This window comes from Lactobacillus kullabergensis (assembly GCF_000967195.1).
Lineage (GTDB): Bacteria > Bacillota > Bacilli > Lactobacillales > Lactobacillaceae > Lactobacillus > Lactobacillus kullabergensis.
Window position 1 is genome coordinate 1,899,616 of record NZ_KQ033871.1, and the last position, 21,805, is coordinate 1,921,420.

Annotated in this window: 20 protein-coding genes; 9 read left to right on the forward strand and 11 right to left on the reverse strand. The window is 33.4% G+C overall.

Annotated elements, in window-relative coordinates:
* Positions 1 to 18 precede the first annotated feature (18 nt).
* Complete coding sequence (gene dapF, locus JF76_RS09350) at positions 19 to 1,005, forward strand: diaminopimelate epimerase (RefSeq protein ID WP_045928790.1); 987 nt, start codon at positions 19 to 21, stop codon at positions 1,003 to 1,005.
* 116 nt (positions 1,006 to 1,121) lie between these two features.
* Here the strand turns inward: dapF and JF76_RS09355 are convergent, their stop codons facing one another.
* Positions 1,122 to 2,015: a LysR family transcriptional regulator gene (locus tag JF76_RS09355; protein WP_045928791.1), complete on the reverse strand. Its 894-nt coding sequence runs from the start codon at positions 2,013 to 2,015 to the stop codon at positions 1,122 to 1,124.
* A gap of 113 nt (positions 2,016 to 2,128) precedes the next feature.
* On the opposite strand from JF76_RS09355, the gene vprA reads away from it, so the two are divergent.
* Positions 2,129 to 3,592 (forward strand): vinyl phenol reductase, encoded by a 1,464-nt coding sequence (gene vprA, locus JF76_RS09360; RefSeq protein WP_045928792.1) that lies wholly within the window; start codon positions 2,129 to 2,131, stop codon positions 3,590 to 3,592.
* Positions 3,593 to 3,743: 151 nt separating this feature from the next.
* Positions 3,744 to 4,640: an alpha/beta hydrolase gene (locus JF76_RS09365; protein WP_045928793.1), complete on the forward strand. Its 897-nt coding sequence runs from the start codon at positions 3,744 to 3,746 to the stop codon at positions 4,638 to 4,640.
* A 60-nt stretch (positions 4,641 to 4,700) separates the two neighbouring features.
* Here the strand turns inward: JF76_RS09365 and JF76_RS09370 are convergent, their stop codons facing one another.
* On the reverse strand, positions 4,701 to 6,104 hold the full coding sequence (locus tag JF76_RS09370; protein ID WP_045928794.1) for an APC family permease: 1,404 nt from the start codon (positions 6,102 to 6,104) through the stop codon (positions 4,701 to 4,703).
* A 9-nt stretch (positions 6,105 to 6,113) separates the two neighbouring features.
* Complete coding sequence (locus tag JF76_RS09375) at positions 6,114 to 6,842, reverse strand: gamma-glutamyl-gamma-aminobutyrate hydrolase family protein (protein WP_045928795.1); 729 nt, start codon at positions 6,840 to 6,842, stop codon at positions 6,114 to 6,116.
* Positions 6,843 to 7,055: 213 nt separating this feature from the next.
* Between JF76_RS09375 and JF76_RS09380 the strand changes: the two genes are divergently transcribed.
* Positions 7,056 to 8,177: an SLC13 family permease gene (locus JF76_RS09380; RefSeq protein WP_045928796.1), complete on the forward strand. Its 1,122-nt coding sequence runs from the start codon at positions 7,056 to 7,058 to the stop codon at positions 8,175 to 8,177.
* On the opposite strand, the gene JF76_RS09385 is transcribed toward JF76_RS09380, so the two are convergent.
* From JF76_RS09385 to JF76_RS09405, 5 genes are all read right to left on the reverse strand, one after another.
* A complete protein-coding gene (locus tag JF76_RS09385) occupies positions 8,164 to 9,717 on the reverse strand; it encodes an ATP-binding cassette domain-containing protein (RefSeq protein ID WP_045928797.1) in 1,554 nt (517 codons plus the stop codon). The two genes, JF76_RS09380 and JF76_RS09385, sit on opposite strands and share 14 nt — an antisense overlap.
* A gap of 274 nt (positions 9,718 to 9,991) precedes the next feature.
* Complete coding sequence (locus JF76_RS09390; protein ID WP_045928798.1) at positions 9,992 to 10,435, reverse strand: ASCH domain-containing protein; 444 nt, start codon at positions 10,433 to 10,435, stop codon at positions 9,992 to 9,994.
* Entirely contained in the window at positions 10,435 to 10,827 is a 393-nt protein-coding gene (locus JF76_RS09395) for a cytidine deaminase family protein (RefSeq protein WP_045928799.1), read from the reverse strand. Before JF76_RS09395 ends, JF76_RS09390 begins: the two co-directional genes overlap by 1 nt.
* Positions 10,828 to 10,870: 43 nt before the next feature.
* A complete protein-coding gene (locus tag JF76_RS09400; protein ID WP_045928800.1) occupies positions 10,871 to 11,356 on the reverse strand; it encodes a GNAT family N-acetyltransferase in 486 nt (161 codons plus the stop codon).
* A 144-nt stretch (positions 11,357 to 11,500) separates the two neighbouring features.
* On the reverse strand, positions 11,501 to 12,388 hold the full coding sequence (locus JF76_RS09405; protein ID WP_045928801.1) for an SDR family oxidoreductase: 888 nt from the start codon (positions 12,386 to 12,388) through the stop codon (positions 11,501 to 11,503).
* Positions 12,389 to 12,549: 161 nt separating this feature from the next.
* On the opposite strand from JF76_RS09405, the gene JF76_RS09410 reads away from it, so the two are divergent.
* The 5 genes from JF76_RS09410 (at position 12,550) to JF76_RS09435 (ending at position 18,108) form a co-directional block, all read left to right on the forward strand.
* Positions 12,550 to 12,915 (forward strand): DUF805 domain-containing protein, encoded by a 366-nt coding sequence (locus tag JF76_RS09410; protein WP_045928802.1) that lies wholly within the window; start codon positions 12,550 to 12,552, stop codon positions 12,913 to 12,915.
* 504 nt (positions 12,916 to 13,419) lie between these two features.
* A complete protein-coding gene (locus JF76_RS09415) occupies positions 13,420 to 14,064 on the forward strand; it encodes an NAD(P)H-binding protein (RefSeq protein ID WP_045928803.1) in 645 nt (214 codons plus the stop codon).
* A 1,480-nt stretch (positions 14,065 to 15,544) separates the two neighbouring features.
* The gene (locus JF76_RS09425; RefSeq protein ID WP_045928805.1) at positions 15,545 to 16,810 is read left to right on the forward strand and encodes a M20/M25/M40 family metallo-hydrolase; all 1,266 of its coding nucleotides are present in this window, start codon (positions 15,545 to 15,547) and stop codon (positions 16,808 to 16,810) included.
* 1 nt (position 16,811) lies between these two features.
* A complete protein-coding gene (locus JF76_RS09430; protein WP_045928806.1) occupies positions 16,812 to 17,630 on the forward strand; it encodes a DUF3100 domain-containing protein in 819 nt (272 codons plus the stop codon).
* A complete protein-coding gene (locus tag JF76_RS09435) occupies positions 17,623 to 18,108 on the forward strand; it encodes a hypothetical protein (protein WP_045928807.1) in 486 nt (161 codons plus the stop codon). Before JF76_RS09430 ends, JF76_RS09435 begins: the two co-directional genes overlap by 8 nt.
* A gap of 403 nt (positions 18,109 to 18,511) precedes the next feature.
* Here JF76_RS09435 and JF76_RS09440 read toward each other — a convergent pair whose 3' ends face one another.
* From JF76_RS09440 to JF76_RS09450, 3 genes are all read right to left on the reverse strand, one after another.
* A complete protein-coding gene (locus JF76_RS09440) occupies positions 18,512 to 19,678 on the reverse strand; it encodes a MalY/PatB family protein (RefSeq protein ID WP_045928808.1) in 1,167 nt (388 codons plus the stop codon).
* A 5-nt stretch (positions 19,679 to 19,683) separates the two neighbouring features.
* A complete protein-coding gene (locus tag JF76_RS09445) occupies positions 19,684 to 20,574 on the reverse strand; it encodes a DUF3737 family protein (RefSeq protein ID WP_045928809.1) in 891 nt (296 codons plus the stop codon).
* A 227-nt stretch (positions 20,575 to 20,801) separates the two neighbouring features.
* Positions 20,802 to 21,797 carry an AraC family transcriptional regulator gene (locus JF76_RS09450; RefSeq protein WP_052697121.1) on the reverse strand — a complete coding sequence of 332 codons (996 nt, stop codon included), beginning with the start codon at positions 21,795 to 21,797 and terminating at the stop codon, positions 20,802 to 20,804.
* Between the last annotated feature and the right edge of the window lie 8 nt (positions 21,798 to 21,805).

The window sequence follows — 21,805 nt, forward strand, 5'->3', positions numbered from 1 at the left end:
ATTTAAGGAGCAATTTTTATGGTACAACTACAAAAAGTTCACGGTTCACAGAATAAATTTTTTCTACTAGATCAAACACAATTGCAAAACCCTTTAACTAAAAATGAATTAGTTAATTTGGCTCGGCAAATAACTAACTCTGCCACTGGATTATTAAACGGAGCTGATGGTCTGTTAGTAGTCAGCAATTCGCATCATCCACAAGCTTTAGGCAAAATGCAGGTCATTAATGCTGATGGTTCTTTTGCTTCCATGTGTGGCAATGGCTTACGGACTGTGGGCCGTTATCTAGCGCAAAAATTTCACAAAAAATCTTTCAAGGTTGAAACAATGCAAAGTGATTTACGTGTTAGTTGTCAGCCGGACTGGGCGCAAAACGTTAAAGCAGTCAGTGTCGAAATTAGTCCGGTTAGTTTTGCAGCTGCAGATCTTCCTTTTACCAACTTAGGCTGCTCTGAACTACTAAACCAAGCAATACCTGAATTTGCACCCAAGTTAACCTTTTCAGCAGTCGCTGTCCCCAACCCTCATTTGATTAGTTTAGTTTCAGATGATGTTTTAAAAAGTGACTTGTTAGCAAATTTAGGAACAAAATTAAATCATAAAAATCCTTATTTTCCAGATGGAGTAAATGTCAGTTTTGCTCAAGTTCTGAGTTCTGACCACCTTTTCGTTCGCACTTTTGAGCGCGGTGTTGGTTTTACCAATGCTTGTGGTACTGGCATGTCTGCAGCAAGCTTAATTTACGCTTTGACTAACAAGTCAGAGGATCTGTTTGATAAATTGCTGACTGTTTCAAATCCCGGAGGATTTGTCCAAATAAAGGTACATAGCAACGCCAATAGCTATTGGATTGAATTAATTGGAAATGCGACAGTTACACATTACATTGACGTTGCAGAAAGTACCTTGCACCAGAAGCAGCCTGATTTTAATAATTTTAAGATTACCACTACTTCAGAGAATGAAGCATATCAGAATTTTATTGCTGTGAATAATAACTAAAGTAGCTGATATTTTAAAAACCAAACTTAAACAAGTTTGGTTTTTTATGGCTTATGTTTAAATATATAAATTAATAAGTTAATATATTAATATTAAATATAACAAAAAATAATATTTTATTTCCATGTTAATTCTTTCTTTTTTATCCAGTTTTTAAAATGCAATACAGCTTTTGAATTATCATCTTTTCTAATAGCGATACCGTATCTGAGCTTTAAATCTGTCTTAAGTGGCCTAGTATAAATAGTTGAATCATTTGGATCAGTGACGAAATTACACCATAATCCTAATGCTAAACCAGATTGCACCATGGCGTTTTCCGCGGTTATATTATTAGCATAAGTAATATCTATATTTTTATTTAGCTTGCTAATTTTTTTTTGCAAGTTGATAGAAATTGTAGGGAGCCATTGTGTATCAAGAAAAATAATACTTTTAAAATCTAAATCTTTTACATAAATTTCTTTATTAAAAAAATAATTTTCATTTTTAGGAATACTGATTACATAATGGCCATTTGTTAAATTAATATAATGTAAATCTGACATGTGTCTGACAATATCTGGCATAGTAAATATTATATCAAGATCACCATTACTAAGTCTTTGCTTGAGATTCTCATGACTATGTATTTCTAAAAAAATTTTTACTGTAGGATTTTCATTTTTATATTCTTTTATAATTCCAGGCAATTCTGCAATCTCCCATGGTGTGCCACTATAGCCAATGCTTAAATCAGTTTGATCGTTATCGTTAGCATGCTGAGCTTCTTGTTTAGCTTTATAATATATATTGATAAGAGATTTGATATTAATATAAAAAATTTTACCTGATTTTGTTAAATTGACTGTTCTTCGATTCCTAATAAAAAGCTTAAAGCCTAATTGATTTTCCAATTTAGAAATATTTTGGGAAACAGCCGACTGAGATATATTTAGTTTTAATGCTGTTTGCGTAAAACTCAAATTTTCTGCTAGATTTATAAAAATTGATAATTGTTCTATATTCATTGTAACTTATTAGTTTTCCTTATTAGTCATTGCAAAATGGATAATAACATATACTTGAAAAATGGTAAATTTTATTTGTAAGCGATTTGTTTATGAAATAGAGGTAAAGTAATATGTTAACTAATAAAAATAAATATGATGTAGTAATAGTAGGCGGAGGACTATCTGGCTTAATTTCTGCTTTTCAAGCAGCTGATAAAGGCTTGAAAACATTAGTCCTAGAAAAGGGACGAAATTTAGGTGGTAGTGGTAATTATGTCGAAGGCTTATGTGCAGTTGGAACAGAAATGCAAAAAGCAAAAGGCATAAATTATACTCCTTCTCAACTAGTACAAACTGAATTAAATTATTCTCATTATGAAGCAGACAGTCGCAGTTTGAAAGAATACTTTAATGAAAGTGCTGAGACTCTAAAATGGTTACAATCAAAAATGGGAGTGGAATTTACCGAAGTTACTAAATTAGGCTCAGGTATGGTAACTTGGCACTTACTAAAAGGACAAGGTAAAGAACAAATTCAAAAAAACATTATTCCTTCAGTAAAAAAGGTGGGTTGTGAAATTGAGGTTTCTGTTTCTGCACAAAAAATTTTAAAAGACGGAAAAGGAAAAGTATCTGGATTAGTTATTAAAAGTGAAGCTAATGGAGCAGAAGAAGCAATATCTACTAATGCCGTAGTTATTGCTACAGGAGGATTTTTAAATAATCCAAAATTATTAAGAGAAGAAACTGGATACGATCCTGATAAAATTATTAATATTAATTCAGGCAAAAACACTGGTGATGGTCAAAAACTTGCTTGGGCAGCTGGTGCTCAAAGAGTAGCAAAGGGAACTTTAATGGCATTTAATGGCTATCTAAATGACCCCACTAATCCTCCATATAAATACTGGTATTCAGAAATGAACACCGCTGCGTCATTACAATCATTACTTTTCGTCAATGAACAAGGCGACCGCTTTGTTAATGAACAAGTAACAGACAATTTTGCTGATTGTGGGAATGTTTTTCTTCATCAAAATGCTGTTTATAGCATTATAGATCAAGCTACTGTGGATTATCTAAGTAAAAAAGGTCTATTGAAGATTATTGAAATCTATTATGAAGACACTAATAAGCCACTCAGCCACTTACAAGAACAAATTGATGAAGCTCTCACACAAAAATTACCATTTATACATAAAGCTAACAGCATTGAAGATTTAGTGAAAAAACTAAGCTTGACCAATTTAAAGCCTACTGTAGAAAGATATAATGAATTATGTAAAAAGGGTATTGATGAAGATTTTGGAAAAGATTCTCATTTTTTGGTTTCAGTAGAAAGGGGACCATTTTATGCTTTTGATCTAGGAGTTGGTGCATTTACAACACTAGGTGGACTAAAAACTGATTTAGATAATCATGTACTAGATCGAAATGGAAAAATAATTGATGGATTATATGCTATTGGAGCAGACGCGGCTGGAAAATTGTGTGGCGACACTTACAGTCCCAATATTTGTGGCACTTGCGCAGGGTACTGTGCATATTCTGGCAGAAAAGCAGCTTTAGATATCGCTAAAAATTTAACTAGATAAATTATAAAATAATTTAAAATATTGTAAGCAATTATTTTACAAAGTGAAAATTTTCTAAGAGATGATTTGACGTTAATTTATGATCTTCTTTTTTACTTATATTGAAGTAAAATATAATACTAAAGCGATTACAAAAAAGGAGAGCTGTAAAATGTCAGAACCTGACTATCGAAAATTAGTTGAAGAAACACGAAATGCAATTAAAAAAGGTGATGATCAGCGCGATGCTGGATTGCCAACACAAATTCCGGAAGTAGAAAGGTTTGACAATATTTCCTATGGTAAGGATCCCAAGTATCAGATACTCGATGTTTATTTACCAAAGAATAGAACCCATGCTAAATTACCGGTAATCGTAAATATTCACGGTGGTGGCTGGATATATGGCACCAAAGAAACTTATCAGTTTTATTGCTTGGCTCTGGCTAAAGAAGGATTTGCCGTAGTTAATTCCAATTATCGATTAGCACCAGATGTGGCCTATCCCGGAGAACTAGATGATATCAACCGTGTATTTCACTGGGTAGCCCAAGAGGAAAATGCGACAAAATATCAATTCGATCTAAATAACGTCTTTATTGTTGGAGACAGTGCCGGTGGTCAAATGGGAGAACAAATTTTAACAGCATACACTAACAATGAATACCGTAAGTATTTTGGTTATTCAGTACCCCGTTTAACAATTAAAGCTGCCGCTTTAAATTGTGGCGCCTACTTCCTAACCGCAATTCCCTCATATACTGGGGCACCAGAAGCCTATTTTCGGCCAGAAATTCGGTTAAATAAGCATGATGAATTAGATGCGGAACAGTTTTTAACCCAAGCACTGCCACCGCTTTTCTTAATGACCTGCACAGATGATTTCTTGCGTGATAACGCCTACATGTTGTCAGGCTACCTGAAGGCCAAAAATATTTATCATGAACTTCATTTCTATGGTGATAAGGAACATCCACGAGGCCACGTTTTCCATGTTAATCAAAAGGATGACTTGGCCAAAAAATGTAATGAAGATGAACTAAACTTCTTCCGTAAATACATTAATTAACAGTGTAAAAAACCGAACTAGTATTTTCTAGTCCGGTTTTTTTACTGTAAATTTCTAAAGCTATTGCTGATTGCTTCTTTCTTTTCTGGAAAACCAAAACATAAATAGTGGTAAAATTATGAACCCAAAGATCATCATGAAAATTGCATACCAGTTAACACCAACGACTTTACCATTCTCAATAATACCAAATTGTGCTTGCCAGTTATATTTAACCAGCAAAAAGATTACTAAAACTATTGACAAAATTGGTACAAATATATCAGTTATGATATTCTTAGGAGCCGGTAAAATTGGTTGCTTATTTTTACCGTAGTAAAAGCATATTACTGCCAGCGGAACAATGATAAAGCCTAAAAATCTGACCATAGCACTCAATGTAATCAAGTTAGTCATGTTATATTGAAAAGCTAAGGGTACTAAAATTGCTAGTGCTTCAGAAATAAAGAAAGTTTTAATGGGAAAGTTATTTTTAGTTCTTTTGGTTAAAGTAGCTGGCAGTTGATGTTCACGGGCCATTGCCTCCAAAATGCGTGGTGCATTAAAACTAGAGGCAACATTTATTCCTAGCATCGAAATGAGCGCCCCAACTAAAATTACATCCCGCAATATATCATTTTTAAAAATCGCACTGATTGCCACCACTTGTTTAGTTGTCATCAGCGCCTTAGGATCCAAAACCATTGCTACAGCGACTACTCCAATATAAATAGCAGCGATAACCAAAATTGCCAGTGGAATAGCCTTAGGTAAATTCTTTTCTGGTTCCTGCATATCTTCCGAACCAGAAGCAACTGATTCAAAACCGGTAAAAGCATAAAATGCAGAAACAACAGCCATAACAAGACCGGTAGTGGTTAAAGCCGGTACTATTTTATGCCCATTTTGCGTTATTTGGTCAACAGACGACAAACTATGTGTGGCACCAGTGGTAATAAGTAAAATGACACCTGCCACTATGATCAAAATTAATGCAGCTAATTTACCTGCTGTAGCCATGTTCATCACAAGTTTTACAAATTTTTGTCCAAATAAGTTAATTACAGTTACTGCAAGCATTAATATAATGAAGCCAATGGTGACATTTAAAAATTTGTCAGGATTGCCACCAAAAATAGAAATAGTTGATTTGATTACACCAACAGCCATTACTCCCCAGGCAACACTAGCAGAAAAGTAACGCAAAATGCCGACATAAAAACCAACGTTATTACCAAAAGCAGCTTTAGAGTATGCATAAGAAGCACCAGACTTGGTGACATATTTAGCGGCTGCTGAAAATGAAATAGCTAAGACTGAGGCAAAAATTGCAGCAATGAAGTAGACAATTAAAGCTTTACTCCCTGCCTGACTAACTACACTACCAGGTGTTAAAAAGATACCGGAACCAATAATTGAGTTAATAGCTAAAAGAACAATCGACCAAAAGCCAAGTTTGTCTCCTGCGTTTTTGTTTTGAGTCATATTTACTCCCTACTTGGCATTTTCAACCACAAATTTAAATAAATTATTCATATACTTAGTATTAGGATTGTTATGTAACATTTCTGGGTGCCATTGAATCGCCAAAACAGTACCCTGTTTATTTTCAAGCCCTTCCGGGACGCCATCGCTTGCATCCGCAACTTCAAGTAAATCTGGCGCTATGTCTTTAATTAATTGATGGTGAAAAGAATTAACCATGCATTCAGTCTTACCCAATGTTTTAGCTAATAAGCTGTTTTCCTTAATTGTTACTTTGTGAGTAGGCAAATCAGGTGTATGACCTTGTTCGTGTTTTAGAGTTTGCTCTGAGCGATAACTAATATCCTGGTAGAGACTGCCGCCATGTGCTACATTAATAATCTGTGCCCCGCGGCAAACTCCCAGAACGGGTTTATTAGATTCTTCAGCAATTTTTAATAAAAGCATGTCAAAGTGATCTCGCTCAGGCCAAATCGGCCCTATTTTGGGCGATAATTCTTCACCATATAGATGAGGGTCAACATCGTGACCGCCACTTAAAATAAGACCCTGAACATATTCCATTTGGCTCTTTATAATGTCGTCATTTTCGGTAAATGGAATTATAAACGGAATTCCGCCATTTTTAACAATAGAATCCACATAGTCTTCATTAACATAACTACGTCTGTATCCTGGAAACATTCCACCAGAATCAATCATTTCAGATCCGGCAATGCCAATAATTGGTTTCGTCATTTTTTCTCCTCATTTAAGCTGATACTAATAGTTATTAATATTATAATAGTTATTATCAATTTAAGTGTATCTTTTGTTTTTAAATCTTTTTTACCAGAAGCATAGTAATAATTTATAGTTATTTATGTAAAAAATTAACTCTTGTTTACTTTTCGTAGTAAAATATTTAAGTTAAAAATTTTGAGCAGGTTATTTCTAAAAGAGTGATGCAGCATGAAAGCAGTCAATAAAATCATTAAGCAGCAAAAAATAATGTGGGCTACTCTTCTAATTTTATTTTTAGTTTGTGTGATTTGTCGCACCCTGCCAAAAATATCCGATGTTAACTGGCAAACAATTTTATCTTTATTTAGTTTAATGCTTGTCACACAATATTTGATTAACATTAAGGCATTGGACTACTTAAGTCAAAAAATCATCAATCTAGCTCATACCCATAGACAAGTTACTCAGTTATTAGTTCTATTAGCAGGATTTTTAGCTATGTTTTTAACTAATGATGTTGCGATCCTAAGCTTAATACCATTATTTTTAGTTATTCACAAGCAGGTTCATGGACCATTTACTTTTCCTTTGGCACTAATCACAATTGCAGCAAATCTAGGAAGTGCATTGGCTCCTTTCGGTAATCCGCAGAACCTCTATCTCTATAATCATTATCAGCTTTCTACGGCTAATTTTTTCAAAATTTCACTCCCATTGTTCCTAATTAGTTTTGTTTTAATTTTGTTAACAACATTTGTAATTCCAGCAACTCCACTTCCAGTTTTAAAACAAACAGACTATGAGGTAAAACCAATTTCTCTAATCATTGCTTTTGCACTACTAATAGTTACACTTGCAGGAGTACTTCATTTCGTACCGCTAATTTATACTACAATTGCTGTTGTGGCAGTCATTTTAATTACAAACCGTTTTGTTTTTACACAAGTTGATTATGGTACTTTAATTACTTTTATCGGCTTTTTCCTGATAGTAGGCATTTTAGGAAGACAAAAATTTATCATTACGCTTGTAACCCAGCTTTTAAAACAGAGTTTCTTTATCACCTATTTAACTGGTATATTATTGAGCCAAGTAATCAGCAATGTTCCGGCTACTTTCCTAATTACACGCTTCAGCACAGATATCACTGCAATCTTTCTTGGCGTTAATGTCGGTGGATTAGGGACTCCATTAGCATCATTTGCAAATTTATTAGCTTTAAAGCAAGCCCACGTACATAGCAGGCAAGTATTATTAGGCTTTTTGACAATTAATTTTATTTTTTTAATTGTTTTAGCTACAATAATTTTCCTGCTATTACCCCAATTAATAAAACTTAGTTCTTTTTAGAAATTCTATTTATTTCCCGGGAAATATTTTCAATGTCATTAAATGAAGCATTAGGATCGGAAATCAGTTGGTCTAATTTGAATTGTAATAAACTGATCTGATTAGCAATTTTAGCATTTTCTTTACTCGAGAAATCACTGGGAGTTATTAACTTGTGATTTTTTATTTTCCAAGAAGTAAAGTTTAAGTTTTTTAACAGGTTCTGATCGTGAGAAACTACAATAACAGCAAACGGATAGTTTCTTAGAAATTCTTCTAAAGCATTAATAGATGAAATGTCTAAGAAATTGTCCGGTTCATCAAGGACCAGTAAGTTATGCTCACCTAAAAGCACTTTTGCCAATTTATAACAAACCAGCTGTCCTCCACTCAAAGCACTAACGCGATTATCCAAAGATCTTTGCAAATGCAAGTCACCTAAAAGCTGCATTGTAGTGGTTTTATTAAAAATGCTGTTTTTATATATTACCTCTTTTACTGTAGCTGTTTCTTCAGTTTCCTGCGCCATATTTTGTTTGAAATAGCCCATTTTTAGCTGTGGATTAAGCCAGACAGCCAATTCTTTGTGAAATAATTTTGCTAAAAAAACTGATTTTCCAGCACCATTTTTTCCAGTTAACGCTATTTTTTCTTTTCCTTTGATTTTCAGTTCTTTAGTTATACTGAATAATTGCTTTTTATGAACAGCAACATCTTGAGTCTTGAATCTGACTATGCTGCTTTTCTGTGACAGCTCTAGGTTCATGTTTTCAATATTACCCAAAGTGATTGGATGATGAACTTGTGGCTTTTCCAGCGTTGTTTCTGCTTTAGCTATACGCCTTTTCAGTAAAGTACTTTTACGAAAAAGACTTTTCTCTAAACCGCTACTATCTTTTATTTTCCAATCAGACCAGGAAATATTTTTCTTTTTCTTAGTAGATTTTTTAGCCCTGGTTTCAAATTTTTGTTGGTTCTTTTTTAGTCTTTTAATCTCAACTTGTTTTTGAAAATACTGAGTGTTCTGCCTTTTTTCTTGTGCTCTAAGAAATTGCTGGTATTCGTCATAAGTACCTTTAAATTCATAAACTTGCTGGTTTTTGATCTGCCAAATAACATTGACAAGCTTGCTTAAAAAAACCTGATCATGACTTATTACTAAAAGCGGTTGTTTTAAGCCGTTTAAGACTTTAATTAACCATTTCTGTTGCTCAATATCTAAATTAGATGTCGGCTCATCCAAAATTAGCAGAGAATTCTGAGTTTGATTTAACTGAAGTAATGCTTGAATAATAGCTGCTTTTTCTTTTTCTCCACCACTTTGCTCACTGTTATTTAAAATTTGGGGTACTAAAATAGTATGACAATTTCGTTTAACTTGCCCTTCTATCCCAAAAATTATAGGCTTTTCAGCAATAATGTTGACTAACGTAGTTTTACCTACACCATTATCACCTATCAAACCAACTATTTGTCGGTCTTGAACATTTAAATGTGGAGCTTGAAATAAAACCTCACCTTGATAATCTACTCTAAGATTAGTAATTTTAATGTATTCCATATTAACACCTGCTTTTTGCTAAAGAAAAAGCACTGATAACCAAATTGCCCATAATTTGATTAGCAGTGCACAAAAAGCTAGTGAAACTAAAGAATCACCACAAAAGAGAACAAAACTAATTTCTGATTATCGGCAAAAAAGCATGACAAAAGCTTTGGCTATCAAACTTTTTGCTTACTAATAAAACCAGAAATTAATTCTCCATTTTGGCAATAACCTCTTTCTCTAAATTATTTTAACTATATCATATTTTTTTCATTTTGCAACGTCCCAATTAATCAATCTTTGCAAAAGTTTCACAAACCATTGGCGCTTGAGGATAAAATTTTTGCCCATTAGCTTTAAATTCTTCTTCAAAGAATTGATCATGAACTGTGCGCCAATATTGATAACTGCGATCTCCTTCTCCTTCATGATAAGCATGCTCTGCGGAAATTTGATTATACGGAATAATTTCTACAACTTTGTCTTGGACAACACAGACGGGTTTACCTTGACCATCGAGAATTATGTTCCAATCGCCAACTTTAGGTATATCTTCATCACCTGGTACATATTCTGAAGTTGTGGCAGTTTTTATGCCTCTCTTAACTAACTCAGCCAATTCATCTGCATCTTTTTCACTAGAACCAAAAGCCCAAGCGTCAACTTTAGTGCCGGCAGACAAATTGTGCTTAAGGCAAAAATCCTGCCAAAATTGTTTTACTTCTTTATCCATTATAGCCACCATTCTGGAGTTAATTCGCCCATTGTAGTGACTTTGTCCTTTTCATAGTCCAGCATAATTTCAACTTGTAGATAATCCTTTTCCATTAACTGAACAATAAATTCGCGACAAGCACCACAAGGAGCACCATTTTTACCATCTGCCATTAATGCTAAAACTCTACTAATTTTAGTTTCACCATCTGTAATCATGTTAAAAAGCGCACTGCGTTCTGCGCAGACACCTAACCCACAAGCTGTATCAACACAAACCCCAGTATAAATTTTTCCTGATTCAGCTAGAACAGCAGCAGCGACTCCACCAGCTTCCATATGAGGACCAATGGCAGTGAACCCTTGCACCTTTTTCGCTGCGTCATACATTTTTTGCCATGTTTTGTCCATATTTTTCCTTCATTTCTTTCATAAACCAGCTATAAAATTTAGCTCAAATTTTCTTTGACATGATATCAAACTTATAGATGCCACCATTTGAATGTACCATTTCAGTATTTCTTTTGACATAGCCAGCTCTTTGGTAGACTTTAATTGCACGCAAATTAAAGTCAGCAACGGATAAAACAATTACTTTATAGTCATAGTTATTTTTGACAAAATTTTCAATAACAGTAATAAATTCACTGCCTAGCCCATGACCAGTCAATTTGGGAGCCAATCCTAATCCTATTTCAACTTGCTCTTCTCTTTGGTCATTTTGATCAAGACAAAAGAAGGCGACTAAGTTGTCGTTTGTATCCAAAACCTGAAAGTAGTTATTTTTACGCATTTTGGGAGAAATTATTTCATCATAATCTTCTTGATCATTTTTCATATCATAAAAAGCATATTGTCCGTCGTAATGCCACTCATCTGCAATAATCCTGGCATTTTTTTGCGACAGTAGTGCTATTTTTTGAAAAATACTTTTATTCATTTCTTCACCTCCATACTTTTGGATATTAAATACTAATTAATTATTTAATATACTGAAAACCCATCCAAAAGGCAAATTTAGCTAAAAAATCCGCTTTTGCTTACACGGAAGCAAAAACGGAAATTAAATTTTATTTATTATTCCTTAATTAATAGCTGGTCCACCTGTGGCACCATATACTTGGCCTGTCACATAACTTGCCAAGTTTGAAGCCAAGAAAATATAAACATGGGCTATTTCATCAGGTTGTCCAGCACGCTTCAATAGCACTTCTTGACCAAATGTAGCAAGTGCATCAGTTGGCTGGCCACCACAAACCTGCAAAGGAGTCCAAACCGGACCAGGAGCAACGCTGTTAACGCGAATTCCTTTAGGAGCAAGGCTTTGAGCCAAATTAATAGAAAAGCTGACAATTGCTGCTTTTGTAGCAGCATAATCAAGCAATATTGGTGATGGACTGAATCCTTCTAAAGAAGTCGAGGTCAAAATTACACTGCCTGGTTTCATATGCGGTACAGCCGCTTTAGCCATTTCAAACATTGAGATGATATTAACTTCAAAGGTATCGTGAACTTGATCCATTGACAAATTCTCTAAACCATCAACATTTTGTTGGATAGCAGAGTTCATCACCAGCAATTCAAGGCTGCCGAATTCTTTGACAGCTTTTTCAACAACTTTTGTTGCTTCACCGCGTTTACGGAAATCAGCTGGCAACAAAACCGCCTTACGTCCAGCCTTTTTAATCAATTCGGCTGTATCTTTAGCATCAGCTTCTTCTTCTGGCAGATATTGAATAGCTACATCAGCACCTTCTTTAGCAAAGCCAATTGCTACAGAACGGCCAATACCAGAGTCACCCCCTGTAATAAGGGCATGGCGGTCTTTTAATAAGCCGTGGCCTTCATAGTCATTCATGTCTCCAGCAGGTACTGGATCCATTTTACTTTGCAGTCCAGGATATTCTTGTGATTGCTTAGGAAAATCATCATGATGATAACGTTTTAACGGGTCTGATAATTTATTGTCCATTTGTACTTTCTCCCTTCAATAAATTCAAGTTCAAGATACCGCTTTTATAATAATAAAACAAAAATATTGCTTATTAATGCACAAAAAATACATTATCTTTGCTCTATTACTTTCTTTGTTCTATGATGAATTTATGAGCTATAAACAGGAGGAAAAATTCAATGCTTAAATCTTATAAAAAATTCTGGCAGAATATCTTTAATTTTTCTGGTACTGCTAATCGGTCTGAATATTGGTGGCCAGTAATTATTAACTGGGTATTAGCTTTTATTTTAATGCATTTAGTTGAAGGTCTATTAGGCCATTCAATTAATGATATTTATAATTGGGGCGATTGGAGTATAAAGACTAGTTCTCTCATTATTTCCTTCGTTGTTTGGATTGCAATGCTATCTTTGCGTTTTCGTCGTTTACATGATACTAATCGCTCTGGCTGGTGGGTTCTAATTATGATAGTACCAATCATTGGAGATATTTGGTTTATTATCTTAATGCTGCTGCCGTCAAAAGCAAATAATTATGATTAAAATAATGTTAATCTTTTGTTTCAAACCTGCCCAAACTACTCTGTTTAAACTTAAATAATATAAATTATGTGTAATAATGTACCTTTAGTGCAGTTATTGCACTTTTTCTTTTCCAGCCAATATTTCCGCTAATCACTTTTTGTTTCTGTTTTAAAAACATTTCCTTGGCTGCTCAACTGTATCAATACCATTCTCTGTTAGTTAAAGATACTTTTTAATTTCCTTAAATGGCATTCTCGTTTTTCTTAGATAAATAATCGTACTAAATCGCTATCAGATCATTTGGTTCAAATTCACGAATTCCATTTTCGTCACGTTTAACAAATTTTAATAAACCAATTTTTTCATTAGTATCTCCTTTTTAGCAACTTCACCAAGATAGGATAAAGCACTTGTTTTTTATATTTCACTTTCAACTAAACTAAACGACATTTATTAAAAAATTTGACTTAGAGTTGCTCGAACCCACTATACTGAACATTAATTACAAAAAGGGGTGTAATTATGAATTTCTTAATTTTAGCGGCTAATGGTCAAATAGCTCGAATTGTTGAAAACCGCATACTTTCTGAAAATAATTTCCAAGATATCAAATTGACTCTGGGTTTGCGTAATTCACATCGTTTAGTTTCCTTGGAATCCAGAGCCCAAATAATGGAAGTTGATTTAACTGACAATCAGGCCGTTAATAAAGCTATGCATAACCAAGATATAGTTTTCGTAGACGTTGTAGATCACACTAAAGACAATATCATTACTAAAAACGTAATTGAAGCAATGAAAGTTAACCGTGTTTCACGTGTAATTTTTGCTAACATTCTGGGTATATATAACGAAGTTGACGGTGAATTTGGCCGGTGGAATCACCAATTTGTTATGCCGGGACTACAGGCTGCCATTAGCTCGGATAAACTTTTAGCAAGATCTGGTTTGCATTATACTACTTTACGTTTACCCTGGCTCAACGATCGTAACGAAATCAAATATTCTATCACTACTCATAATGAACCCTATATTGGTGTTTCAGGTTCACGCAAAAGCATTGCAGACGTAATTTTAAAAATTGTGCGCAATCCTGAATTATATGATAATGATAGCATTGGAATTGCCGATCCAGATACACAGGGAAAAGATCGGCCTGTTTACTAAAGAATTAGTATAAATGAAAGCAGGAACATTTATTAAACTAAGCAGAGTGATTTAAAAGAATTTCCTATGCCCAAACTTTAACCAGAAAATGATGCAATTTTAAAAGTTGTTCGTTCCTCTGTATACGAATCTGATTTATGGTGATTCTGTGATATATCAAAAATTTCTGCAAATTCAACTACGAAGCATGAAACATCGAGCATTGTTGAAAAAGTGAGCAAAAAATGTCGTTGATATTCAGCTGGAGACTTTGTTATTGCATCATTTACACACGGTCATGGTCAATATTCAATCTATTTACCAAGATTGATGGTAATCATCTCCATAAAAGTCATTTTAGAAATAATGTTTTTCAGTCAGACTATCTTAACTTTCATTACGCTAACTTGGTATTACTCAGAATATCGAGGAAGCGTACATATTATAATTAAGTTTCACATGAAACAGAAATTGACTATCGTTCATTAATCCAATGATAAAAGTCTTTATAATCTGTAATTCTTTAACTGATATATTTTTATCTTTTCAGCAAACAAGTAGCTGACGATTACTAAGTCTAACCGCATTTATAAACAAAACTTTTGCCACTATCTACTGAAAAATCAATTCAGTCAAATGATAATATGTAATTTAGTAATTGTTTTTATTATAAAAGCATTTCAATTATTTACTTTAATTTGTATATTAGCTTGATCTGATAGCAGCTTTTTCAATATTTATAATATACGTTATCTTAATCGTATATAAAATATTGATATAATTATCATAAGATAAATAATATTTATATTAAATTAATCACTTGTCTATGATTAAAATTTTTATATAATTTAAAAGGTACCGGTACAAAAATTAAAAAGCAAAGGAATGATTAATTTAAAATTAATAAAATGGCAATCTCAGAAGTGACTGCTTTAGCTTTAAGTCCAGTTGCAATTTTTATATTTTAAAAATAGAGTGTAATTATGGAAACAAATAAACAAAAACTAACAGCAAATCAAAAAAGATCAAGAAGTAAGCCCAAACACTTTAAACTTTATCAGTTTTTGGCAAACTTTTTCTCCATAATGATAAGCAGCATTTTGGTTGAAAAATTTTTACCGAATTGTTCGCCATTTTGGGCTAGTGGTAGAAATCTTCTGATATTTTTAATTTGTATTGCAATATATTTTATATTTTTTACTTTTACAGATAAAGCTCTTAACTATTTCTGTTTTAAAAACAACTTTTAAACTATAATTTCGGGTGCAGATAAATCATCAAAATGTGATTTATCTGCTTTTTTAGTAATTTCAATAATTTATTTTTTCTTTTCGTCCAAATATTAATACCTACCCTCTAGTAACATATTTTGATAGAAAAAATTATAAAATACGAACTTTAATAACACAAGCTAATATTTTTGTTCTTGCATAGTTGCTAATTTTATTTTATTCTTATTATTGCCACATATGATAATAATAAAGCGAAAAGTGAGGATACAATGTCAAGTTTTCAAAAATACTATGCTAAACTAACTGAAACTGCTGATTTTTTACTTCATAATCCAGAGCTTGGTTACAAAGAATTTAAAACATCTAAAAAGATCGAAGATGAAATTCACAAAATTAGTCCTGAGTTAAAAGTCGAACATTATCTAGATACTGGTTTAAAAGTAGCATTAACTAATGGTAGCCAGAAAACTATTGGAATTATCGCTGAAATAGATTCACTCTATCAGCCCAATCACAAATTAGCAGATACAATTACTGGTGCTGCTCAAGCTTGTGGTCATTACACCCAAGTCACTACTGCACTTGCAATCTTGAATGAAGTAATTAACGATCACCGACTTGAGGATTTTGGGGCCAATCTAGCTTTTATCTTCACTCCGTCAGAAGAGTTTGTTGATCTTGCTTGGAGAAAACAACAAAAAGAGGCAGGTAAACTAGATTACTTCGGTGGAAAGCAAGAAGCTATCAAACTCGGCATCTTTGACGATATTGACTATTGTGTTTCAGTTCATGCGATAGGTGAAGACTTTGATGAACGAACTATCGAAATTAATTGTGATCTTGCAGGCTTTAATTTTGAATATTTTGATTTTTATGGCAAGGCAAGTCATGCGGCTTTCGCCCCAGATGCAGGTATTAATGCTCAAAGCATAGCAACATTATTTAATACCGCTTTAGCTCTGCAACGTCAGCAAGTTAAAGATCCCAATCGCATAAGATTTAATCCAGTAATTGTTGGCGAAAATCATGAATCAATTAATGTTATTCCTGATCACATTAAAATGGGGACAGACTTACGATTTTTTGACATAGATAACGCACAAAAACTAATGAATCGTTTTAAACAGGCAGCAGAAGGCTGTGCCTCAGCACTCGGTGGCTCAGTTAAGTGCGAAAGGCAAGTTGGCTACCTGCCTTTGATTTCCAGTAAGAGTATGAGTGCTATAGTGAAAGACGTCTTTTCTGCAAATGAAAAAATTACCGGTTTAATAGAAGACCGAGGCTACACAATGGCGGCAGGTGATATCGGAGATGTTAGTTTCTTAATACCAACCATCCAAATCGGTTATGGTGGTTGGAACGGAACCATTCATGGTGATGATTTTACTCTAGTTGATCCTGAATTTGTACTAGCAATTTTCCCTGAATTTGTCTTTAACAGTATTCTTAAGATTTCAAATAACTTAGATCAGGTAAAAACTTATAAGAAAACAAAAGAAGAATATCTTACTGAATTAGAAAAGATGGCAAAATAAAATGAAATATTTAAAAGCGTATGGTCCGCTAATCATTTTAGTGTTGTTAATAGATACAGTTTCTGAAATGATTAGTACCCAAGTATTTAAAATCGGCAAAATTGAAATCTCTATCTTACCTCTAGTATTTGCGGTAATTATTGCCATTTTAGTTTATTTAATTCCAGCAAAATCTATCAAAAAACTCTATAACGATAAACGGGTACAATTTGCCGGTAAATACATGATTCTTATCATGTTGCCTTTAATGGCACGGTATGGGGCAAATGTGGCTCCTAAAATCAACGAAATTATTTCTGTTGGTTGGGTTTTTCTAGTCCACGAATTAGGTAATTTAGGCACGATTATCTTCGGTTTACCTGTAGCGCTATTACTTGGCTTAAGAGAAGAAGCTATAGGTTCAACCTTAGGCTTAGGCCGTGAAGGTGAACTAGCATATATTAGTGAAAAATACACGCTAAATTCCCCTGAGGGTCGTGGCGTGCTCGGAATTTATTTAATTGGTACCATTTTTGGTTCAATTATCTTTTCAATCCTTGCTCCACTTCTTCTAGGAATGGGCTTTAACTATAAAGCTGTTGCAATGAGTGCTGGTGTTGGTTCTAGTTCAATGATGACTGCAGCTTCATCGTCTTTAGCAGCTTTGGTACCAAAACACAGTGACACTATTTTGTCCTTTGCCGCGGCCAGTCAGTTACTAACTAGTTTTATTGGCACCTATATCATGTACTTCCTGGCAGTGCCTCTGCAAAGATTCATGTACACACACATCACCAGCCTGCTAGACAAAAAGAAAGAAGTTTATCCAGATCATGACTAAAGAAAACAATTTATATGAATTATTTAAAGATGCTGTCATTCTTTTACTTAGTGTTAGCTTAGTATTATTTGTTCAATGGGTTAAATTAATTAGAAATCCCAAAAGCACACCAATTACTACTGACACATTCATTGGTTTAGGTATGTTATGGCTTTTTTCGCTATTAGGCATAGTTATTAGTATGCTGATGAAAAAAGTACCTTGGAAAATCATTCAGGGCTTTCCTATTCTAGGTTGGGTTTCAATTGTTTCTTTAATTTTTTGTTTGCTTAGTCCCTACTGCGTTCGCGTTATTAATGCTGTAGACTTTTTGTCACTAACAACCTCTGTTCTAGCATTTGCTGGAATATCAGTTACCCACCGTTTGAAAGAACTGACTAAAATATCCTGGAAGATTTTAATCGTCGCAATTTTTGTTTTCTTTGGTATGTACTTTATGGACACCTTAATCTCACAAATTGCCCTTAATCTTAGTTAAAAGTAGTTTTTAAAAAGCCAAAAGTCGCGCTAACTTTAATTAGTTTAAACGGCTTTTTATTTTTCCTTATATATCATTTAATAAAAATTTGAAGAAAAGCAATTTATATATTCCATTTTGCTAAGATAACTGCAGTTCTTAATTTTTAACTACAGATTTAAATCAAATTTTTTATGTTATTTCCTAGTTTGGCAATATTTCCCGGGAAATACTACATGATTGCCTACTTTAACTATTTAGCTCGTTACTTTTCCAGTTTCACATGAAACAATATGATTTTTAGAAACATATAGTTTTAACATCTGTAAGGATTAAAAAATACTATAAATATTTTTGATACGCTTAAAATTTTTAGGCAATAAAAACAACTATGATAATTACCATAGTTGTCTTTTTAAAGCTCTCAAGCCAAATATTCTGTCAGTCCCGCCTTTAATCGTTCTAAGCCATCTTTGACCATGGTTAAGGGACAAGCAAGATTCATACGCAAAAAGTCGTGACCATTTCCACGATAAATGCTTCCCGGTGACAAAACCAGACCAGTTGTTTTTTCTAAGTATTCTGCTAATTTTTGCGAGTCGCTACTAATTTGACTTACATCAAGCCAAATTAAGTATGTTGCTGCGCCTGCAACTACCTTAACTTGTGGAAGGTTCTTATTGATGAATTCTTCAGCATAAGTGAAATTAACATTTAATTGCTTAATCAATGCCTCTAGCCAGTTGTGACCATGTTCATAGGCTGCAATTGTTCCAGGTATAGCTAGCAAATTTGGTTCAGCTACCTCATCACTATTAAGGCCGCGATTAACCATAGCGCGCAAATTACTATTTGGTACAATCGCTGTTGCTGCGTGTAGTGCAGCAACGTTAAAAGTTTTACTAGGTGAAACTAATGAAATGACATTTTCGCGTGCAGGACCATTTACTGAAAAAGTTGGGGCATAATCTGGTCCTTTGCGTACCAAGTCGCCATGAATTTCATCAGACAAAAGTATGACATGATGCTGATAGCATAGTTCTGCAACTTTTTGTACCTCTTCTTGAGTCCATACCTTACCAATAGGATTATGAGGATTACAAAAAATCATCAGTGTTGTCAAAGGTAAAGTTAATTTCTGTTCGAGATCATCCCAGTTGATTGCATAATTTTCACCATCAAATTGCAAGTCATTGGATAAAACATGTCGACCATTATTTTCAATTGAATTGTAGAAAACATTATATACGGGAGCTTGGACTAAAACGTTATCGCCAATGTGGGAAACCCGCCGTACAATTGAAGAAATTGCGGGTACTACCCCAGTAGTAAAAATCAGCCATTTCTGCTGAGGCCGATGACCATGTTCTTTTTCGTACCAGTCCGCCACTGCTTTAAAATAGTCATCTTCAGGCCACTCGTAGCCAAAAACACCGAGATCAACTTTCCTTTTCATTGCGGCAATTATTTCCGGTGCTGTTTTAAAATCCATATCAGCGATTGACATCGGTAAATAGCCCTTTTTGACATGCCATTTGACTGAATCTGTATTGCTTCTATCTGGTGCATTAACAAAATCAAACTTATTCATGATATTTAGTCCTTCGGTTTCTGATTTTCATCTGAATGATTAACTTTCGCATCAATTTTAGCACAGTCAATTTCAGTTTCACTAGGAGTAATTTTTTGGGGATCCAAAATTAATTTACCGATTGCAGGAGCAGAAATTTTACCAGAAATGGGATTTTTCACACTGTCAATTTTGCTGGAAACCCTAGCATTAATATTAGAAACGTATTCAAAGGCTAAATCCGTGTGAATTAAGCTGGTATTTTTCAATTCCAGATGGTCGATATAATTAAGCCCCTGGTCGCTTTCAATTTTACAATTGATAAATTTGATATTTTGTCCGTTCCACGCCAAATATTCACCATCTATTATTGAATCGTACACAGTAACATTTTCACAGTTCCAAAAGGCATCTTTAGAAATAAAAGTGGAATGATGTACTTCAACATTTTGGGCACCATCAAAAGCATAATTACCAATAATACTAACGTGATCAAGATAGATGTTTTGACTGTCTTTACCAAAATAGTCACCGTTAACTTGGCTATTGGTAATCCTAATATCTTTACAGGTCCACATTGTTTCTGCAGCATTAGCAAAATGAACATGATCTAGGACTATTTTTTCTGCTCTTCTAAATAATTTTGGAGCCTGCAAAGCCGAATTTTTAACAGCAATATTTTTGGTATACCAAATACCACTGCGAGCCATAGTTTCAAATACAGTATTATCCACATTAATGTCCTTGTCGTACCATAATGGATACTTCCATTTAAAGATAGAATCCTTGATATCAATTTTGCTGGCTTCCTTAAGCGGCGACTCACCTTCACCAAAAGTTATTCCTTCCAGCTGTGAATCTTTTAGTCCAAAAAGAATTCTTTCACCTTCAAAAAAATGATTTTTGATAATATTCATTCCGATCTCTTTCCTCTTTTGTATTATTAATAGAAAAAACCTATTCTTTATTATCCTCTGAAAACCTTTCAACTTAAAATGCTATTTGATTAGGTCTTTTTATTACAAATAGTTATAGCAAGTTTATCGCTAGCTGCATATTTATTTTAGCATTCGCCTAAAAACTCATTGTATATTTTTAAGCTATATGATAAGGTTATTAAATAATTATTACGTTTATTATTTTTTTAAATCTGCAAATGCTGATTTTTCTGTCTAAATTGTTTGGGGGTTTCACCAAATTTTTCATAAAACTTACTATAGAAAAAAGTTGTATTTTTAATACCTACGTTTAACATAATTTCAGTGATAGGCAATGACGTTTCAGATAGAAGAAATTTTGCTCTTTTTAACTGTGTTTCAATTTTAATCTGAGAAAAATTTTTACCAGTTACTTCTTTTAACAACTTATAAATTGTGCTAACAGAAAAATGAAGTTCTTTTGCTACTTCATTGAGTGAACAATTGCCATCTTTCTTCTCAATAGTTTGCAAAATCTGTAAAACATTCTTATCGGCCGTATTGACAATTAAATTTTGATTATCATCACCAATTATCCTGCTCAAATAAAAAAATAAAATCGAACAATAATTTTCAATTATGTTAATACTATTGGATTTAGGAAAATAATGCTCTTCTAAAAGCATATCAAAAATTTGCGCAAATTTTTTTGTGTTTTCTGTATGAAAGATTAAAAAGTTATCGGAGCTTTGTTTACCTATAATTGCATTCAACAAAAATCTGCTCAAAGTATCTGAACCGTTAAACTGTGATAAAAAGTTTGAAGAAAAATATTCTTTTTTAAACATTATATTAAAAACTATGTCCTTAGTTCCCTTATATGCGGCACTATTTATAACATCTGTATCTAAAATACATACATCACCTTTCCTCAAAGTAATTTTTCTACCATTAATAAAAAATGTACATTTCCCGGAATAAATATAATTCATTTCCATATCTTTATGTAAATGCGGTGGTATTGTTGTATATCGTGTTTCGCGAATCATACCTATTTTGTTTTCCTTTAACGTATTGACAAAATCAAAGAAGAATACTTGATGACCATGATAATTTTTAGTTTTTAATGTTTTGTAAAAAGGACTTAATTTGTTCTTATTTCGTAAATGCCATTCTTCGCTATCTGTAGTTTGAAAAATTTTTTGCTGTAATAATTTGCTCACAATGTTAC

Bases quoted from the DNA above. Each gene is read 5' to 3' on its own strand.
- JF76_RS09400 (WP_045928800.1), bottom strand. From the start codon at position 11,356: ATGAATAAAAGTATTTTTCAAAAAATAGCACTACTGTCGCAAAAAAAT.
- JF76_RS09375 (WP_045928795.1), bottom strand. From the start codon at position 6,842: ATGACGAAACCAATTATTGGCATTGCCGGATCTGAAATGATTGATTCT.
- JF76_RS09370 (WP_045928794.1), bottom strand. From the start codon at position 6,104: ATGACTCAAAACAAAAACGCAGGAGACAAACTTGGCTTTTGGTCGATT.
- JF76_RS09425 (WP_045928805.1), top strand. From the start codon at position 15,545: ATGTCAAGTTTTCAAAAATACTATGCTAAACTAACTGAAACTGCTGAT.
- vprA (WP_045928792.1), top strand. From the start codon at position 2,129: ATGTTAACTAATAAAAATAAATATGATGTAGTAATAGTAGGCGGAGGA.
- JF76_RS09365 (WP_045928793.1), top strand. From the start codon at position 3,744: ATGTCAGAACCTGACTATCGAAAATTAGTTGAAGAAACACGAAATGCA.
- JF76_RS09445 (WP_045928809.1), bottom strand. From the start codon at position 20,574: ATGAATATTATCAAAAATCATTTTTTTGAAGGTGAAAGAATTCTTTTT.
- JF76_RS09385 (WP_045928797.1), bottom strand. From the start codon at position 9,717: ATGGAATACATTAAAATTACTAATCTTAGAGTAGATTATCAAGGTGAG.
- JF76_RS09395 (WP_045928799.1), bottom strand. From the start codon at position 10,827: ATGGACAAAACATGGCAAAAAATGTATGACGCAGCGAAAAAGGTGCAA.
- JF76_RS09380 (WP_045928796.1), top strand. From the start codon at position 7,056: ATGAAAGCAGTCAATAAAATCATTAAGCAGCAAAAAATAATGTGGGCT.
- JF76_RS09435 (WP_045928807.1), top strand. From the start codon at position 17,623: ATGACTAAAGAAAACAATTTATATGAATTATTTAAAGATGCTGTCATT.
- JF76_RS09415 (WP_045928803.1), top strand. From the start codon at position 13,420: ATGAATTTCTTAATTTTAGCGGCTAATGGTCAAATAGCTCGAATTGTT.
- JF76_RS09390 (WP_045928798.1), bottom strand. From the start codon at position 10,435: ATGGATAAAGAAGTAAAACAATTTTGGCAGGATTTTTGCCTTAAGCAC.
- JF76_RS09440 (WP_045928808.1), bottom strand. From the start codon at position 19,678: ATGAATAAGTTTGATTTTGTTAATGCACCAGATAGAAGCAATACAGAT.
- JF76_RS09410 (WP_045928802.1), top strand. From the start codon at position 12,550: ATGCTTAAATCTTATAAAAAATTCTGGCAGAATATCTTTAATTTTTCT.
- JF76_RS09355 (WP_045928791.1), bottom strand. From the start codon at position 2,015: ATGAATATAGAACAATTATCAATTTTTATAAATCTAGCAGAAAATTTG.
- JF76_RS09405 (WP_045928801.1), bottom strand. From the start codon at position 12,388: ATGGACAATAAATTATCAGACCCGTTAAAACGTTATCATCATGATGAT.
- dapF (WP_045928790.1), top strand. From the start codon at position 19: ATGGTACAACTACAAAAAGTTCACGGTTCACAGAATAAATTTTTTCTA.
- JF76_RS09430 (WP_045928806.1), top strand. From the start codon at position 16,812: ATGAAATATTTAAAAGCGTATGGTCCGCTAATCATTTTAGTGTTGTTA.